This is a genomic window from Chryseobacterium piperi (assembly GCF_002285635.2).
Lineage (GTDB): Bacteria > Bacteroidota > Bacteroidia > Flavobacteriales > Weeksellaceae > Chryseobacterium > Chryseobacterium piperi.
Map to the genome: position 1 here is coordinate 264820 of NZ_CP023049.2, position 17745 is coordinate 282564.

The following is a 17745-nucleotide window of genomic DNA, read 5'->3' on the forward strand; positions in this document are numbered from 1 at the left end:
TAAGTTTCTTAAAAATCAAAGATTTTTATAAGATCTGCGAAATTAGCTCAATCTGCGAGAGCTAAATAATCATAAAAATATTTGTGCAAATCAGAGCAATCTGTGGTTGAAAAATTAAACCATAAAAGTTTTAAATACTCAGATTTTACATAGTTTAGATTCCTACGGAATGACAACTTTGCGCATACGAGCTAAAACGCCATATTTGTTATTCCGTAAGAATCTAAGTTATTACTATCCACTCAATGAGTTTTAAAGTTTTTGATTTTCGTCTTAAGTATTCTTTTATACGACACCATCTTAAACTTACTTACGTGTGCTAAAGTGTTTAGTTCAAAACTATTATTTTAATGCACTCCTAAATATCTTCTCAAACCCTTCAATAATTCTAACTGATTCTTTGTTCGGTCAAGATTATGCTCCGGATAGGCGGTAGAATAATATATACTTCCATCTAAATAATCCGTAAGAAAACGAACTGCCTGAATGTAAATCACTACCTGTGCCGCATAATCAAGATTTTCAAGCTCTTCGGCTGTTAACTGATCTTTCAAATGATACAAAAAACCTTCTTTGACCGCTTTAAAAATTTCAGAATTGAAATTATTGACTGCTTTTCCGTCATCTTCATTCGTGATATTGGTATAAGATTGAATCATATTTCCAAAATCATATAAAATGGTGGAAATCATTAAAGTATCTAAATCAATAATGGCGATAGGATGATGATCCTGATCAAAAAGAATATTGCTGATTTTTGTGTCTGCATGAATGATTCTTTTTGGTAATTGATTATTACGAACCATGCTAATCCATCGGTCTGGTAAGTCTAAAAGCTGGTTCATCTGCAAGATTTCAGAATGTGCTTTGTCTTTTAAATCCGGAGCAGCGTGTTCTAAGGTATTTTTATAATCGGTAATTCTTTTTTCAAAATTGATGAATCCCGGTAACGGGTCTTCAATAGCAGGAAGTGTTTCGGTATTAATGATGCTCAGGAAAGAACTGACGGCCTGAGCTGCTTTAAAAGCAGTTTCAGCCGAAGGAACGGTAAGGAAAGTGATACTATTATCGATATATCCTGTCATTCGCCATTGCTGTCCTTCTATATCCTTTACCAAAAATTCTTTAAAAGAAGAAGATACGGGTTCCGTGATATGAAGCGGATAATTATTTTCCTGAAGCATTTTATTTATAGTCAGATGATTATGAATAATCCGTTCGGGGTTTTTAAAAACCTGAGTATTGATTTTCTGTAGAATAAACTTTTCCTGATTTTCATTATTCTCTATCAGGTAAGTAGTATTGATCAGCCCGTTATTAATCGGGCTAATCATACAATTTTCAGTACCAATGAATCTTAAGATAATATTGTTGACTTCCATAAATCTTCTGGGTATCGCTGGTTCTGGGTTTCTTTTTCAAGATGATTTTTTAAAATAATTTTATCATCGGGATAGGTCATTCCCAGCCATTGAGATGGTGAGGTTTTGACTAATATTTTTACTTTCTTTTCTTCATTCATCCTCTGTAAAGCAGAAGGAATGTAAAATTCCTCTTTAAGTTGTGGCCCGGCTTTAATAAAATCATTAAAATAGTTTTCCAACGATTCGAACATACTGGGGTGAAAAATGAAATAATTCATGGAAACCAAAGTATCCGGATCTACTTCAATATCTTTTCCGTTTTCGGTATAGACAATGGTATTATTTTCCTTTCGGATAGAGGTTTGCTCTTCTACTTTTATCAGAAAGTTCTCATCATCCACTGTACATATTCCTCTGGCTACTGTGCCGTTGTCACTTAATGTTGTATTAAGAGGGTAGGCAATGAGTTCGAACTGAGAATCTGAAACATTTTGGCTATCGATCTCTTTCGATGCCAGCTGATAAATTTCCTTACCATAAAAATCGTCTGCGTTAATCATTACAAAAGGTTCATTGATGTACTGTTTTGCACACAGTACGGCATGCCCGGTTCCCCAAGGCTTTTCACGGGAGGAATAATCATACCCTTCAGGGATATATTGATCCATATCCTGATATACCCAATGCAGCTCAAAATTCTGAGTCTTGGAAATATTCTCCAGCCTTTCTATGTAGCTTTCAGGTATAAAACGATTGATAATAATCACAATTTTATTGAATCCGACCTTTAGCGCATCATAAATAGAATATTCAAGAATGGGAGAGCCGTTGCTCAATATTCCATCTACCTGTTTAAGGCCTTTGTAACGGGTACCTAAGCCACCGGCTACTATGAGAATTGTTTTTTTAGAATTCATCTGTCATTCCGAATATAGGTTTACGACTTTTCCACTGTCCTTTTGTAAAGTCAGGGATCTCAACAACTTGTCCGCCTTTAGCAATTGATTGCTCACTAAGCGGAGTAATAGCATACCATGTAGCTAAATCATAGACATCCATAGGGAATTCAATATTTCGTTTGATACATTCGATGAAAGTATTCATCACAAAGAAATCCATTCCTCCGTGCCCTGCGCCTGAAGCTTTACTTTCAAACTTTTTCCACATAGGGTGATCATATTCTTTGATCCATTTTTCGCTGTTATCCCATTTATGGGTGTGATTCATGGTTTTTTCAAAATAAATATGACCTTGATCGGCACCACCGGAACCGAAATCCTGCCATAATCCATCAGTTCCCTGTACTCTGAAACCAAGATCATAAGGTCTTTGTAAGCTGGTATCATGGGTTAAAAGAATAGTTTCACCATTGGCACAGGCTATTTGTGTGGTAACAATATCTCCTTGATTAAATTTCACTTTGGCATTCGGATGGTTTTCCCCTCCTTTAGGATGCTCTACAATGTACTGGTGCAGACCAACAGATTTTGAAGAAAATGATGAAAGTCTGGTTAACCTGTTTCCACGGTTGATATCCATCATCATTGCAATAGGACCAACTCCGTGAGTAGGATAGAGCTCTCCGTTTCTTTTTACGTAATGCTCGGTTCTCCATTTCGCTTCGCTAAATCCTTTTTCACCAAATTCAACCCCTGAATTGTACGGTGTAACCCCATCATTGAATAAAACGGCTCTTAGGTCATGCTGATAACCGCCTCTTCCATGAACCAGCTCCCCAAACATTCCTTTACGCACCATATTCAATACGGCCATAATATCTCTTCGGTAGCATACATTTTCCATCATGAAAATAGGAACTTTAGTTTCTTCATACGCTTTCACAAACTCCCAGCAGTCTTCAAGCTTTATAGCACCTGAGACTTCCATGCCTACGATTTTCTTCGCTTTCATTGCCTCAACACCTTGGGTAAGATGCCATTCCCATGGCGTAGCAATGACTACAGCATCAATATTAAGTTTCAGAAGATTTCTGTAATCATAATCACCGTTGGAAAACTCCTTTGCTGCCGGCTTATTATTGCTTTGCAGTATTTTCTGACTTGCTGCCAGCATTATTTTACTAGGATCGGCAAAAGCAACAATTTCAACATCGTCACGTTTAGCAAGTAATTTTACATGTTCCTGTCCTCGAAGTCCGACCCCTATAAAGCCTACACGAACTTTTTTATCGAATTTAAAATTTTCAGAATAAGCAAATAATGAATGGGGTAAAACAAGAGCTCCAAAAGTAGCAAGTGCTGTTGTCTTAATAAAACTTCTGCGAGAATTTTCCATAATTGGTATTTTTTGTTTTTAAAAATATTAAAATCTCAATAGATAACCAATTCTTTTGCAAAAAAAATTATTAAACAACGTTATTGTCCAAAATAGGCCGAAATTATTCTTTCCCTCATTTTATTAAGGTACTTAATATCTTTGGTATTGGATAAGATGATCAGGGTGACCTCTTTATCGGGTAAATGTACCCAATTGGCACTATGGCCATATCCTTCTCCCTGACGTTCTACAAACAAAGTAGTGATGGTCCCGAATTTTTTAGGATACACCCAAAAGCTGAAAGCAGTATCTTCCAGTTCTTTGTAAGGAGTAAGCATAATATCTAGAGTAGTCTTTTTTAATAAGGTATGATTGAAGAGAGCCTGATCAAAGATTAAAAGGTCTTTGGGGGTTGAATACATGCCTCCTGCGGTGTATAAATTATCAATATAGGTATTCGTGGGTGTATGGAGAGCAAATGGGTCTGAACCTGTCTCCGAATATCCGTCATCAATATTCTGAATGATATCAGTGTGATGAAGAAGTCCTGTATTGTTCATTTTTAACGGAACCAATATTTGCTCTTTTAAAACTTCTTCAAACGGTTTACCATACATATTCTCAATGATTTTCCCAAGCAGGATATAATCCCCATTATTGTAACTGAACTTTGTACCCGGTTTATTGATAAGCTTCTCAGATAAGAAGGTCGTAATAAAGTCATCCAGATTCCAGATGGTATTATCGTAAGCCTGATGAATGAATTCCGGAGAACTTATATCTTTATTGAATCTGCCGCTGCTGTATGTTAATAAGTTCCTTATTGTTGCCTTTTTGGCTGCCTCGCCTTTGTAATTGGGTAAATACATGGCAATAGGAACATCTAAATTAATTTTACCTCTCTCATATAGTTGCATAATCAGTACCGCAGTAAATGATTTCGTCAGTGAAAAAATATGAAATTTGGTGCTGTCTGAAAAACTGATGTTATAATGTCTGTTGGATAATCCTTTATAAGAAAGCAATTCGGTTTTGCCGTTGTGGGCGATCAGGACTGCTCCATTAAAATTATCATTTTTCACACTGGAATCAATAACTTTTTCCACATTTGAAATTTGAGAATGAACAGCATTTATTACTAATAAAAGAATGCCCGTAAGAATATTTTTCATAGCAAATAGTTTTTATTAAGGGGAATCTTGAGAAGAGGTATAATTATTTTTTAGAGGATAACTCGAAAGTTTACTGGTCAATCCATGCTTTTCTCAAAGCTATTTGTTGGGCATCCGGATTAGCCAGAGTGCTTACTTTTCCTGTAGTTTCGTCGTAGGTAAGACCCACTTTTGTAAGATATTCTTTCAAAGGAAGAGGCTTTGTACCTTCTATATAATCCTTGAAATAGGTGCGGATTTCGGGGAAAGTCATTTTTGTAATTTCATCGAATAAATCATCATCATTGAAATATTTATTCTCCCCATATTTTTGCATAAGCCGTTGCATCAGATTCTGAGTACCCATTTTACCACCCGAAAGCTCGCGTAGTCTGATATCTAAACATAATCCCAGCAATGGTCCTTTTTGGTATACGTTCATATACTGGTCCTGTCTCTGCATTGCATTTTTACTGAATTCTGTAAAAGATAATGTATTATCAAACTCTTTCATACCTTCTATTTTTTCCTCCAGCTTTTTTTCAAAATCCGACAGGCTGATCATTTTTTGTTTTATAGGCATATGTATGGTGGCATATTCTGTCATCCCTTCATAAAGCCACAGATGTTTAGACATCACAGGATTCAGAAAATCATAATGCTGGATTTCTCCCGAATGAATGTGAAGTGGTGTAATGATATGGAAAAATTCATGAGAAGCCACTCTGTTTAGAGCATCCGGTAGAAAGTTGATATTCTCGGACAGATAAAGACAAACGGTAGACCTCGAATGCTCCAGCCCATCTCCCATAAACCCTTTTTCTGTTGAGGGCTCATAATAGATGAGAAAAGCATATTTTTCTACAGGTAGCTTCCCTCCCAGATATGCCTGCTGGTTTTTTAAAATAGTTTCAATCTCATCAGCTATTTTTTTTGAATAGTGTCGCTCCTTTTTGTTGTAAAATGATACCAGCACTTCTGTAGTGCCTATTTTCAACCAGGTTGTATCAGGAACACAATAAAGGACAGGAGAATCTACTAACTCCCTGTAATCTTTTGCCCACACCATATCTGTGCTGTCATTTTTTCTTTTATAGTCCAATGCAGAAGATGCATAAAAATCTTTCTTTTTCCTGATGTTGATTTCGTAGGGAGCCTCTTTTATTTCCTTAAAATAACCTACTAATGAATTATAGTTGATAACAAAAACACTGTCTTTTTTAAAAGTACTGCCTGCGGATTTTGCCCCTTCAGTATTTTCCTTTAAAGAATCCCATCCGTCAGCAACCCAATATGATATTTTTTTCACATGTTTAAGATCATGGATCGTCCAGCTATTTTTATCCAAGCGTTCTGTGCGTATTTTTTTTCCGTTTTTGCCAGTTGTCACAACATCTGAAACATATTGTCCAAAATTCATAGCCTGATAAAATCCCGGAACAAGTTTGGGTATAACAAAAGTGCCTTTTTCCAGGTTGTTTTTGGGCGGAGTAAAAGATACTTTAACCTGATCATTATTCATATGAACCAGATCTATATTGTATTCATAGTTTTTCTTTAGTGATTGTGAAAACATGTAGTTGGAGAAAAGAACCAACCCGAAAAATAGTTTGATAAAAGCATTCATCTTGTTTAAATAAAAATATGAAGTTATTTATGGGTATTACTCGTATTAAACCATGTTGTTTTATTAAATTAATGAATAATTCCAATGAATACTGGTTTATAATGAGTAATTTTCAGATATCGAAATTACAGTTTTTTTGGATTGAAATGTATAGTGATTATTAACCATTTGACATCTTTGCAAATAAAACTTGACAAAGGGGTATTCAATGTCGTATATTTGCACTCCGAAAATTACACTTGTAATTTCAATAATTTTTAAACCGTAATTTAAAAAAATGAAAACATCAGATTTTAATTTTGATCTTCCTGCGGAATTATTGGCAGAACACCCTTCAGAGCACAGAGATGATGCTAGATTAATGGTTCTTGATAGAAAAACAGAAACCATCGAGCATAAACTGTTTAAGGATGTAGTGGATTATTTCGATGAGAAAGATCTATTTATTTTCAACAATACTAAAGTTTTCCCTGCACGTCTTTATGGTAATAAAGAAAAAACGGGAGCTAAAATTGAAGTATTCCTTTTAAGAGAGTTGGACAAAGAAACCCGTGTTTGGGATGTATTGGTAGATCCGGCAAGAAAAATCAGAATTGGTAATAAATTATTCTTCACTGAAGATGAATCTTTAGTAGCTGAGGTTATCGATAATACAACTTCAAGAGGAAGAACATTAAGATTCTTATTTGACGGTTCTTACGAAGAGTTCAGAGCTAAATTAAAAGAATTAGGTGAAACTCCGCTTCCAAAGTATATCAAAAGAGCAGTAGAGCCAGAAGATGCTGAAAGATACCAGACAATCTATGCTAAAATAGAAGGAGCGGTAGCAGCACCTACTGCAGGGTTACACTTCTCTAAGCATTTGATGAAGAGATTGGAAATCAAAGGAATTGATTTTGCAGAAGTTACCCTTCACGTTGGTTTAGGAACATTCAATCCGATTGAGGTTGAGGATCTTTCTAAGCATAAAATGGAGTCTGAAGAGATCATTATTGATGAAAAAAATGCTGAAATCATTAACAAAGCGGTAGACGCACACAGAAGAGTTTGTGCTGTAGGAACTACTACGATGAGAGCATTGGAAACTTCAGTTTCTTCTAATAAGAAAATCTCTGCATTCAACGGTTGGACGAATAAATTTATTTATCCTCCTCACGATTTTGGAGTAGCAAATTCAATGATTACGAATTTCCATACACCGAAGTCTACACTAATTATGATGATTGCTGCATTTGCAGGAAGAGATTTCATCATGCATGCTTATGAAGAAGCCGTAAAAGAAAAGTATAAATTCTATTCTTACGGTGACGCAATGTTAATTTTATAAAAAAGATAATAGGTAATAGGTTGCAGGTATTAGTTTAGCTGCAACCTGTCATCTACCACCTATCACCTGACATGAAAGATATCCGAACTTTATCACTAGACCAGCTTAAAGACTATTTTATGTCTTTAGGAGAAAAGCCGTTTCGTGCGAAACAGGTTTATGATTGGTTGTGGAGTAAAAACCTTCACTCTATTGAAGAGATGACGAATCTTTCAAAACAGCTTCGTGATAGAATCTCTGAAGAATATACCATCAATCCTGTTTCTGTCGATCAGCTTCAAAAAAGTACCGACGGAACCATTAAAAATGGAGTAAAACTTCACGACGGTTTAATGGTGGAATCTGTTTTAATTCCTACAGAAACCAGAACCACTGCTTGTGTTTCTTCACAGGTTGGATGTTCATTAAACTGCGAATTCTGTGCTACAGCGAGACTGAAAAGAATGAGAAATCTTGAAGTTGCTGAAATTGTAGATCAGGTAGCGCTTATTGACAGCCAAAGTAAAATGTATTTTGACAGGCCTCTTTCCAATATCGTTTTTATGGGAATGGGAGAGCCAATGATGAATTACAAAAATGTTGTGGAAGCCATCCGTAAAATTACCCAGCCGGAAGGTTTAGGAATGTCTCCCAGGAGAATTACGGTTTCTACTTCAGGAATTCCCAAAATGATCAAAATGCTTGCGGATGATGATCTGCGTGTTAAATTAGCTTTATCTCTTCACTCGGCCATTGAGTCCAAGCGTAATGAGATCATGCCGTTTTCTGATAAATTTCCTTTGACGGATATTATGGAATCCCTTCAGTATTGGTATAAAAAGACCGGTAATGTGATTACTTTTGAGTATTGCGTCTGGAAAGGAATCAATGATGGAGATGAAGACATTAAAGCATTGATTAAATACTGTAAGCAAGTACCTTCTAAAGTGAATCTGATCCAGTACAATCCAATTGGTGACGGTAAATACGATCAATGCAATAAACAGGCAGAAGAAAACTATGTAAGACAGCTTGAAAATGCCGGAATTACTGTGATGATCAGAAAAAGCCGTGGAGGTGATATTGATGCTGCCTGTGGACAGCTGGCCAACAAGGTTTCCGATTAAAATTTTCTTAAAAAACAAATCAAAATATTTCTTCGATTTTTATAAAGTCCTACCTTTGCATAAAATTTAGTAACAATGAATTACTTTATGGGTGAAGATGGGTTGGAGAGTGTTTATGCCTGGGCGATCCCGTTTCATGCCACCGTTATTTTAGCCGAGATGATTTATAGCCACGTTTCCGAGGCTAAACTGTATAGTGGAAAAGATGTAGCAACAAGCATTTATCTGGCATTGATGAACTTCGGTTTAGATTTAGTGATGAAGGCTTTTGCAATGGGAGTTATGTTTTTCTTTTATAACCTCCGCCTTTTTACCTGGGATTTTACCATTTGGTACTGGCTGATCTGCTTTGTTGTCACAGATTTTGCGTATTACGTCCTTCATTATGTTGACCACCATTCAAGAGCTTTCTGGGCAGTTCATATTACCCACCATAACTCTGAATACTTTAACCTGACCACAGGATTCAGAAGTCCTGCTCTACAGCCTCTTTACAGATATCTGTACTTTTCACCATTAGCTTTTTTAGGATTTAATCCATGGCATATTATGGTAGTGTACGCTATCGGGCAGGTATATGGAACCTGGGTTCATACCCAGACGGTTAAAAAAATGGGCATATTAGAATATATCCTTGTAACACCATCCCATCACAGGGTGCATCATGCATGCAATATCAAATATTTGGATAAAAATATGGGAATGTGTCTGATTATCTGGGATAAGATGTTCGGTACTTTTGAAAAAGAAGACCCTAATGTTCCTGTAAAATATGGAATCTATCCTAAAATGCCGGATAATAAGCCTGATACTGTATTGCTTTACGAATGGAGAAAGATATGGAAAGATATCAAACAGCCGGGACTGAAATTCTCTGACAGAATGAATTATCTTTTTAATTCTCCCGGATGGAGGCATGATGGTACAGGAAAAACAGTGCGACAGTACCAGAAAGAATATTTTGAAAAGAAAGCCCGTAAACAACAAAAATCAGCTTAGATTTTTTTGATTGGGATTATAAATAAATCAATGAATAGGAATGGGCTCCAGCTTGTTCCTATTCATTTTTAAAATACAAAATGTAATTTTTATTCAATGAAAAAGTTTGTTCTTATTTTTGCCATTTTTATTTTTCAGTCTGGATTCTCCCAACAGACAGATTTTCTGAAAATCAGAAAATACAGAATTGCATTTCTGGATGATCAGATCAGGGAGACTTCAGGGTTGAACTTTTTTAATGGGAAGCTTTACACGTTTAATGATAGTGGAAATACACCAGAGCTTTTTGAAATTGATAAAACTTCGGGAAAAATTCTGAATGTTCTGAAAATTAATGCTAAAAATAACGATTGGGAAGCCTTAACAAATGATGGGAAAAACTTCTATATAGGAGATTTTGGAAATAATACAGGAACAAGAAAAGACCTTACCATTTATAAAGTTCCTTTCCCGAATGATAGTCTGAAAAATCATCAGGTGGCTGCTATTTCTTTTTATTATCCTGAGCAAACGGAATTTGTTTCTAAGAATACCCGTAATAATTTCGATGCCGAAGCGATGATTTATCTGAATGGGAAACTGCATATTTTTACTAAAGAATGGGCAGCGAAGGCAACCTCGCATTACATTATTGATCCAGAGGTTTCAGAAAATCAAAAAGCAGAAAAGATAGAAGCTTATAATACCAATTTTGTAGTGACCGATGCTTCTTATTTTGATCAAAAACTTTATTTAATTGGCTATACAAAAAAGACTGAAGTTTTTTTGGATATTTTTAAAGAAACAGAACCTGGAATCTTTTTTCAAGAGACCCCAAAACATTATTATTTAGGAAGTGCGATGTCAATTGGCCAGATTGAAGGAATTGCGGTAGATGAAAAAGGGCTCTACATTTCAGGGGAAAAATTCAAACACCCACTGGGAGTTGTGAAGCAGAGTCTGTATTTTATTCCAAAAGAACAACTCAAAGATTGAATTTTCTCTTAAAATTGATTGAAAAAAATTATCTTTGTGAGAATTAATAATTATTTATCCATCATTCACAGATTGTGGCGAATATTGTAGAAGAAATTAAACAACCGATCAATGAGGAAATGAAACTTTTCGAGCAAAAGTTTTATGAATCAATGCAGAGCAAAGTCCCTTTATTAGATAAAGTAACTCGGTTTATCGTTACTACTAAAGGAAAGCAGATGCGTCCGATGTTTGTATTTCTTTGTGCTAAGCTACTGGGTGAAGTGAATGAGAAAACCTATCGTGGGGCCTCCATGATAGAATTAATACACACGGCAACCCTGGTGCACGACGATGTGGTAGATGAAAGTTTTAAGAGAAGAAACTTTTTTTCTATTAATGCGCTATGGAAAAATAAAATTGCTGTCCTTGTAGGAGATTACCTTTTATCAAAATCAGTTTTACTATCTACCGATCATAAAGATTATGATCTACTTGCTGTGATTTCAAGAACGATCAGAGAAATGTCTGAAGGAGAGCTTTTGCAGCTTGAAAAAGCCAGAAAGCTGGATATTACCGAAGATGTTTATTATGAGATTATTCGTCAGAAGACCGCGACACTGATTGCAGCATGTTGTGAGATAGGGGTTTTATCAAACAATGCAGAAGAAAGCCTTGCTAAAAAGATGCAGGATTTTGGAACCTATACAGGAATGGCATTTCAGATTAAAGACGATCTTTTTGACTACCTGAGTTCAAACTTTATCGGAAAACCTGTGGGAATTGATATAAAAGAACAGAAAATGACACTGCCTTTAATTCATAGCCTGAAAGTAGCCAATGAGAAGGATAAAAAATATTATTTCAATACCATTAAGCGTTATAATAATGACCAGAAGAGAGTGAAAGAGCTTATTGCCTTTGTTAAAAGCTCAGGAGGTCTGGATTATGCTATGGGCGTCATGAAAGACTTTCAGCAGAAAGCAAAAGATATTCTGAATGAATTTCCGGATTCAGAAGCAAAGAAATCTTTGCATAGTATGCTGGATTATGTTATCGAAAGAAAATTCTAAATAATTTAAAAGAAGCCGTTTCAAAACTGAGATCGCTTCTTTTTTTGCTTACCTACAAATGCCCGAGTTTATTTATTGGCTTATTCTTAGATAAATAGTGAAGTATTGAAGATTCTTTTCTTAGAATTCAGTTTTTGACTTTTGAGACAATCACTACTTTTTTTGTAAATTATTAAAAGCTTATCTTAATTTAGCTTATTTAATTCTTTTTCACTAAGGATTCCAAATAGCTGGATAAAATGCTTTTATCTTCTATTGTGCTTTATTAAAGTGAATTTCATTTTAAAAATCCACTGATATTTTTTTTGATGGCTGGGTTGATGTTTATATCATTTTGATGAGTTATTGCTTAGATTATTCTCATTGTTACAATGATAACTGCTAATACTATACAAAATAAAGCAGTTAAAAATAAATAATCCGCAATGCTTTCAAACTTGATTTCCCGCTTTTCATTTCCTGTTCTGATGGCCAGAAAAGAAAAGAAGCAGCTGCATGCAAAAAGAATACAAGCTATTCCCGCAAATTCGTCCAGATGCGTATTGCCACTGATCTTAGTAATCTTTAAAGAGGTGATTATAAGTAAAGAAAAACCTAAAAGATTGCTAGATGCATTCAGTATATGAGGTGATTTTTTATCCATCATGTACAAATTTATTCAAAATAAAACACAATTATGCATATTATCAAATTTTTAAAAAAGATTATTAAAAATTAAAATTAATTTAAAAAGTGTATATTAGCAAAATACTTCTAGAACTAAAAATTTTTATATTTGGCTATGCAAACAACCTATATTGAAACACAGAAGATTTCCTTTCAAGATTTTAAAAATCAAATACTTGAAGACTATAAATTAGGAAGAATTTCTCGTGAAATGTCTTATTTGGGCAGAAGAGAAGTTCTTACAGGAAAAGCTAAGTTTGGGATTTTCGGTGATGGTAAAGAATTACCACAGCTGGCAATGGCGAAAGTTTTCAGAAATGGAGACTTCCGTTCAGGGTATTACAGAGACCAGACTTTTGCATTGGCAGTAAATGCTTTAACGGTTGAAAGTTTCTTTGCACAGTTATATGCTGATACCAGTGTTGAAAGAGAACCTGCTTCAGCGGGAAGACAGATGAACGGACACTTCGCTACAAGAAGTTTAAATGAAGATGGAAGCTGGAAAGATCTTACGGCTCAAAAAAATATTTCTTCAGATATTTCACCTACAGCAGGGCAAATGCCTAGATTATTAGGATTGGCTCAGGCTTCAAAAATATATAAATCAGTACAATTTGACGGTTCCGAAAAATTCTCCAAAGATGGTAACGAAGTTGCATTTGGAACTATCGGAGATGCTTCTACAGCAGAAGGTCATTTCTGGGAAACACTGAATGCAGCATGTGCACTTCAGGTGCCTATGATTGTATCCATCTGGGATGACGGATACGGAATTTCAGTTCCTACGAAAAATCAAAGAGCGAAAGCTGATATTTCTGAAATGTTAAGTGGATTTCAGAGAAAAGAAGGGGAGAATCAGGGATGTGAAATCATTCAGGTAAAAGCATGGGATTATCCTGCACTATTAGATGCTTATGCAAGAGCAGAACATTTTGCGAGAACGGAAAGCGTTCCTGTGGTAGTTCACGTTATTGAAGTGACTCAGCCGCAAGGACATTCAACTTCAGGTTCTCATGAAAGATATAAAAACGAAGAGCGTCTTGCCTGGGAAGCTGACTTTGATGGATTGATAAAATTCAGAGAATGGATTTTAAACTATTCTATTGAAATTGAAGGGAAGGAAGAAATCATTGCAGCATCAGAAGAATTGGATGCTATCGATGAAGAAGCTAAAAAAATGGTAAAGGCGGGTCAGAAATTGGCTTGGGAGAACTATCAAAAAACGATTACTGATCTTACGAAAACCATTTTACCTTTAGTAGAAAACCTTAAAGGGCAAAATGCTGAAATCGAAAATTATATTGCTCAGTTTAATAAATTAATTTCTAAAGCAAAGAAAGATATCTTCCATTTGGTTAGAAAATCTTTACTGGCAACCAGAGGTACGAATACTGCAGAGAGAACGCAATTGATGCAGAAGTATTATGAGGTCCTTGATGTAGAAAAAGACAACTATTCTTCTCACCTGTATTCTCAGTCTCAGTGGAAAGCTGAAAATATAAAAGAAATCAAGCCGGTTTATTCTGACAGTTCAGAAGATGTTGACGGAAGGGTAGTGGTAAGAAACAATTTTGATAAAATATTTGAAAAATATCCTGAAACCTTAGTCTTTGGAGAAGATGCCGGAAATATCGGTGACGTTAACCAGGGCTTAGAAGGCATGCAGGAAAAATATGGCGAAGTTCGTGTTGCTGATACAGGAATTCGTGAAGCTACGATTCTTGGGCAAGGAATTGGAATGGCTATGAGAGGATTAAGACCTATCGCTGAAATTCAATATCTAGATTATATCCTGTATTGTCTACAGGGAATGAGTGATGACCTTTCAACAGTTCAATACAGAACAAAAGGAGGACAGAAAGCTCCTGTAATCATCAGAACAAGAGGGCACAGGCTAGAAGGTGTTTGGCATTCTGGTTCACCAATGGCCGGAATTCTTAACCTTTCAAAAGGAATCCTGGTACTTGTTCCAAGAAACCTCACAAAAGCGGCAGGATTCTATAATACAATGCTTCAGAGTGATGATCCGGCTGTCATTGTAGAATGTCTGAACGGATATAGATTGAAAGAGAAACAACCAGATAACTTAGGTGAATTCACTGTTCCTGTAGGAAAGATTGAGGTAACCAAAGAAGGAAAAGATGTTACTTTAGTGACTTACGGATCTACATGGAGAGTTGTGATGGAAGCTGCTGAGCAATTGGAGAAATTAGGAATATCGGCAGAAGTAATTGATGTTCAGTCTTTAATTCCTTTTGATTTATCTCATGAGATTGCTGAAAGCGTGAAGAAAACCAATAGACTTGTTGTGATCGATGAAGATGTAGAAGGAGGAACTTCAGCATTTATTCTTCAGCAGATTTTAGAGAAACAAAAAGCGTTCAGATATCTAGATTCTGATCCGTTGACTATTGCAGCAAATGATCACCGTCCTGCTTATGCAAGTGATGGAGATTATTTCAGCAAGCCGTCTGCAGATGATATGGTAGAAAAAATCTATGCCATGTTTAATGAAACGAATCCTCAAAAATATCCTTCGATATTCTAATTAGATTAACATAAAAAGAACCCGCTTTCTGAATTTCAGAAAGCGGGTTTTATTTTAGTTGTAGGTTAATCTTCAGGGCAAGTGGTCATTCCCACATTGCATGTCCAGTACCCTGGAAAGCCATTTTTACGTGGGTGATAGCAAGTAATACCCTCCTGACAATCAGGTGGATTTCCACCATTTATCCTTTCCAATTCAGATTTAGATAATTTTTTTGAATTTTTCATATCGTTTAATTTTATGATTGATTACAAATATAAGAGTTTTGATATTGCTCTTTTAATTATTATGCTCAAACAGAGAAGATTTTCAGATAGTTGTGTTTATTCATAACCATTCTCTAAAATAATTGTTTGCCCTTTTTTGAGTTGAATGGAAACGATTCCGTTTTCGTCCGTATGAAAGGATGATCTGGGAGTACTTCGTGAAAGCCAGGTTCTGAATGGAAGTTTTATACGGAGTTCACCATCTTGTTCAGCATAGACTGTTATGCTAAGGGGGATACCATTCTCTTTTTTTGCAGATACTAAAAAAGCACCTTCAGATCTTAATCGATTAAAAGAAACATCCTTCCAGGCTTGAGGGACTGAAGGGAATACTTCGATATAACCTTCCCGGCTTTGTAATAACAGCTCATGAACGCCTTGGGCAAATGCAAAGTTTCCTTCCAGAGTAAAGGGTCTGTAAGTAAAGCCAGAATACTCTCCTCCTTTTTGATCACCATTTAAATGGAAGCTGTTTGGGGAGCAGAAGTTAGATGCGAAAATTTGCAGCTGCTTTACGGCTTTATCTGCTTCATATGCCCTCGCGTAGAGGCTGGCCATCCAGCTAAAAGAATAACCGGTCCAGGCTCTTGTCCCTTTTTCTTCGATCCTTTTTAATGAGTTTTGAATGATTGTTTTGTCAGCTGCCCGGTTGATATCTAACAAGGCCAATGGATAAATAGCCATATACTGTGACATATGGCGATGGGATGAGTTAAGGTTTTGCCCGGGTGCAATTGTAAAGCCTGTTTCGTTTGTTTCATATTCCGGAAGCTGGCTCAGAATGGTTTTCCAATGCTCAGCTTCTTTGCTTTTGTGATTAGCGGCAGCAACTTCACTGGCTGCGGTAAATAAAAATTTCACAAGGGATAAATCAAAATTGCTCCATTCTTTAAACCAGGCACTGATATCATTATCATTATATTCAGGGCTGGAGCTTAAAGGTAGCATTCTTTTCCCGTTTTGCAGTCTTGTAATGTTTTCCATATAAGTAGCTACATCATGGATATAGGGATAGGCTCTTGTTTTTAAAAATACTTTATCCATGGAGTATTTCCATTGCCAGTAAAAATGCTGGGCACACCATGCGCCTACTGTCGGTCCCAGAGAATATTGTATCCACCCACCCATAGGATCTCCGTTCAGGGTTACGGTTCCGGGAACATTTAATCCTTTGACGCCAAAATATTGCTTGGTATAGGTTTCATTCTTTTCTTTATTTTTCCAAAGCCAGTTAATATAACTTTCGCCCTCCTTTAAACGGTTACCGGTATAAACAGGCCAGTAGCTTAGCTGTGTATTCAGATCATTGTGGAAATCACCTTTCCAGGGAGGTAAGCTGCCGTTATCTGCTGTCCAGACAGCTTGTAAAGTAATAGCAGGTGCCTGTGGCCGTGATACGGCACCTAATTTATACATATCCAGATAATATTGTTTTTCGATCAGTAAATCAGGCAGATTGACCGATGATTGAGCCCAGAAATTATTCCACCAGTTAGTATGGGTAGTCCAGTCGGAGGGCTCATTTGATTGTAGGTTAGATATTTCTGTTTTCTGATCATTGCTAATGGTCCATTGGCCAACGAAGCGATTATCAGAAAGTTTTCGCCAGGTGATGACAACTTCGAAATAGTGCCCATCATAAGTGGGTTGATGATAAATAATTGTATTATCCGATTCGGAAACACTGCCTTTCACATATCCCAGTTTCTGGAGACCTTCTCCTGAGTGGCTCTTGTCATTTTCAATATTTATTTTCTGATTGTTGTAATTGTGTACAATCAGTTTTGGGAGTAGTCGTTGGATAACCTCATTGTCTTTGAGGTTTTCAAAAGCAAAATATCCCACATCTTTGGTAGCATGTATGTAACTTTTAAAAATAACTCCGTTTTCAAATTTCACCGTATTTAAGGCAGTTTTGATATCGAGGATGTTTGAGCGTACCGGGCCGAGATGGCTAATGTCAAATTCCATGGCAGCAGCAGGAAGTTTAGTAGGGTAGGGCATCTGATTATAAGGAGCATCACCCAGTTGATGTGCTAAGTGGTAGGTTTTATTTTGTACCCATTTTTCTACATCTGAAAAATTGAATTTTGAAAGATCAAGTGCTTTTCTTTCATCCCAAAGGTCTGCCCGGTCTAAGGACAGTCGCAATTGATCCTGTTTTTGCCAGACAAGTGCTCCAAGCATTCCATTGCCTAATGGTATGGCTTCATCCCAACGCTGGGCGAGCTGATTAAATTGGAGATTGTGTTGCTTACCTGGTTGTGCTGAAACGAAAGCGGTACAGGCTACCAACAAAAGAAAAAACCGGTATTTTGTCGCAATATGCATATTTTTATTTGTTGATTATTAACAAATATAATATTTTTGGAACAACTATAATTTCA

General features: G+C 36.1%; 13 protein-coding genes. 6 read left to right on the forward strand and 7 right to left on the reverse strand.

All coding sequences use genetic code 11. From position 1 onward, the window contains the following. Window positions 1–347: 347 nt before the first annotated feature. The 5 genes from CJF12_RS01265 to CJF12_RS01285 form a co-directional block, all read right to left on the reverse strand. Entirely contained in the window at window positions 348–1382 is a 1035-nt protein-coding gene (locus CJF12_RS01265; protein ID WP_034686242.1) for a phosphotransferase enzyme family protein, read from the reverse strand. Next, window positions 1358–2281, reverse strand: a complete 924-nt coding sequence (locus CJF12_RS01270) for a nucleotidyltransferase family protein (protein WP_034686243.1) — start codon at window positions 2279–2281, stop codon at window positions 1358–1360. Before CJF12_RS01270 ends, CJF12_RS01265 begins: the two co-directional genes overlap by 25 nt. After that, window positions 2271–3659: a Gfo/Idh/MocA family protein gene (locus tag CJF12_RS01275; RefSeq protein ID WP_034686244.1), complete on the reverse strand. Its 1389-nt coding sequence runs from the start codon at window positions 3657–3659 to the stop codon at window positions 2271–2273. Before CJF12_RS01275 ends, CJF12_RS01270 begins: the two co-directional genes overlap by 11 nt. A gap of 80 nt (window positions 3660–3739) precedes the next feature. Then, window positions 3740–4813 (reverse strand): serine hydrolase domain-containing protein, encoded by a 1074-nt coding sequence (locus CJF12_RS01280; RefSeq protein ID WP_185097167.1) that lies wholly within the window; start codon window positions 4811–4813, stop codon window positions 3740–3742. A 70-nt stretch (window positions 4814–4883) separates the two neighbouring features. Next, window positions 4884–6419, reverse strand: a complete 1536-nt coding sequence (locus CJF12_RS01285) for a M61 family metallopeptidase (RefSeq protein ID WP_051887348.1) — start codon at window positions 6417–6419, stop codon at window positions 4884–4886. Window positions 6420–6696: 277 nt separating this feature from the next. On the opposite strand from CJF12_RS01285, the gene queA reads away from it, so the two are divergent. The 5 genes from queA (at window position 6697) to CJF12_RS01310 (ending at window position 11878) form a co-directional block, all read left to right on the forward strand. Further along, complete coding sequence (gene queA, locus CJF12_RS01290; protein ID WP_034686246.1) at window positions 6697–7746, forward strand: tRNA preQ1(34) S-adenosylmethionine ribosyltransferase-isomerase QueA; 1050 nt, start codon at window positions 6697–6699, stop codon at window positions 7744–7746. 71 nt (window positions 7747–7817) lie between these two features. Beyond that, window positions 7818–8852 (forward strand): 23S rRNA (adenine(2503)-C(2))-methyltransferase RlmN, encoded by a 1035-nt coding sequence (gene rlmN / locus CJF12_RS01295; RefSeq protein WP_034686247.1) that lies wholly within the window; start codon window positions 7818–7820, stop codon window positions 8850–8852. A 75-nt stretch (window positions 8853–8927) separates the two neighbouring features. Continuing rightward, complete coding sequence (locus CJF12_RS01300; RefSeq protein WP_034686249.1) at window positions 8928–9851, forward strand: sterol desaturase family protein; 924 nt, start codon at window positions 8928–8930, stop codon at window positions 9849–9851. A 96-nt stretch (window positions 9852–9947) separates the two neighbouring features. Further along, a complete protein-coding gene (locus CJF12_RS01305; RefSeq protein WP_034686251.1) occupies window positions 9948–10826 on the forward strand; it encodes a hypothetical protein in 879 nt (292 codons plus the stop codon). Between the two features lie 74 nt (window positions 10827–10900). Continuing rightward, complete coding sequence (locus CJF12_RS01310; RefSeq protein ID WP_034686253.1) at window positions 10901–11878, forward strand: polyprenyl synthetase family protein; 978 nt, start codon at window positions 10901–10903, stop codon at window positions 11876–11878. A 349-nt stretch (window positions 11879–12227) separates the two neighbouring features. On the opposite strand, the gene CJF12_RS01315 is transcribed toward CJF12_RS01310, so the two are convergent. Further along, window positions 12228–12524 (reverse strand): hypothetical protein, encoded by a 297-nt coding sequence (locus CJF12_RS01315; RefSeq protein ID WP_228423523.1) that lies wholly within the window; start codon window positions 12522–12524, stop codon window positions 12228–12230. 135 nt (window positions 12525–12659) lie between these two features. On the opposite strand from CJF12_RS01315, the gene CJF12_RS01320 reads away from it, so the two are divergent. Next, window positions 12660–15092 (forward strand): alpha-ketoacid dehydrogenase subunit alpha/beta, encoded by a 2433-nt coding sequence (locus CJF12_RS01320; RefSeq protein WP_034686255.1) that lies wholly within the window; start codon window positions 12660–12662, stop codon window positions 15090–15092. A gap of 323 nt (window positions 15093–15415) precedes the next feature. On the opposite strand, the gene CJF12_RS01325 is transcribed toward CJF12_RS01320, so the two are convergent. Further along, a complete protein-coding gene (locus CJF12_RS01325) occupies window positions 15416–17689 on the reverse strand; it encodes a glycosyl hydrolase family 95 catalytic domain-containing protein (protein WP_034686256.1) in 2274 nt (757 codons plus the stop codon). Window positions 17690–17745 lie beyond the last annotated feature (56 nt).

Coding starts and splice junctions, on each gene's coding strand:
- queA (WP_034686246.1), top strand. CDS start 6,697: ATGAAAACATCAGATTTTAATTTTGATCTTCCTGCGGAATTATTGGCA.
- CJF12_RS01305 (WP_034686251.1), top strand. CDS start 9,948: ATGAAAAAGTTTGTTCTTATTTTTGCCATTTTTATTTTTCAGTCTGGA.
- CJF12_RS01285 (WP_051887348.1), bottom strand. CDS start 6,419: ATGAATGCTTTTATCAAACTATTTTTCGGGTTGGTTCTTTTCTCCAAC.
- CJF12_RS01300 (WP_034686249.1), top strand. CDS start 8,928: ATGAATTACTTTATGGGTGAAGATGGGTTGGAGAGTGTTTATGCCTGG.
- CJF12_RS01325 (WP_034686256.1), bottom strand. CDS start 17,689: ATGCATATTGCGACAAAATACCGGTTTTTTCTTTTGTTGGTAGCCTGT.
- CJF12_RS01315 (WP_228423523.1), bottom strand. CDS start 12,524: ATGATGGATAAAAAATCACCTCATATACTGAATGCATCTAGCAATCTT.
- CJF12_RS01320 (WP_034686255.1), top strand. CDS start 12,660: ATGCAAACAACCTATATTGAAACACAGAAGATTTCCTTTCAAGATTTT.
- CJF12_RS01275 (WP_034686244.1), bottom strand. CDS start 3,659: ATGGAAAATTCTCGCAGAAGTTTTATTAAGACAACAGCACTTGCTACT.
- rlmN (WP_034686247.1), top strand. CDS start 7,818: ATGAAAGATATCCGAACTTTATCACTAGACCAGCTTAAAGACTATTTT.
- CJF12_RS01270 (WP_034686243.1), bottom strand. CDS start 2,281: ATGAATTCTAAAAAAACAATTCTCATAGTAGCCGGTGGCTTAGGTACC.
- CJF12_RS01280 (WP_185097167.1), bottom strand. CDS start 4,813: ATGAAAAATATTCTTACGGGCATTCTTTTATTAGTAATAAATGCTGTT.
- CJF12_RS01265 (WP_034686242.1), bottom strand. CDS start 1,382: ATGGAAGTCAACAATATTATCTTAAGATTCATTGGTACTGAAAATTGT.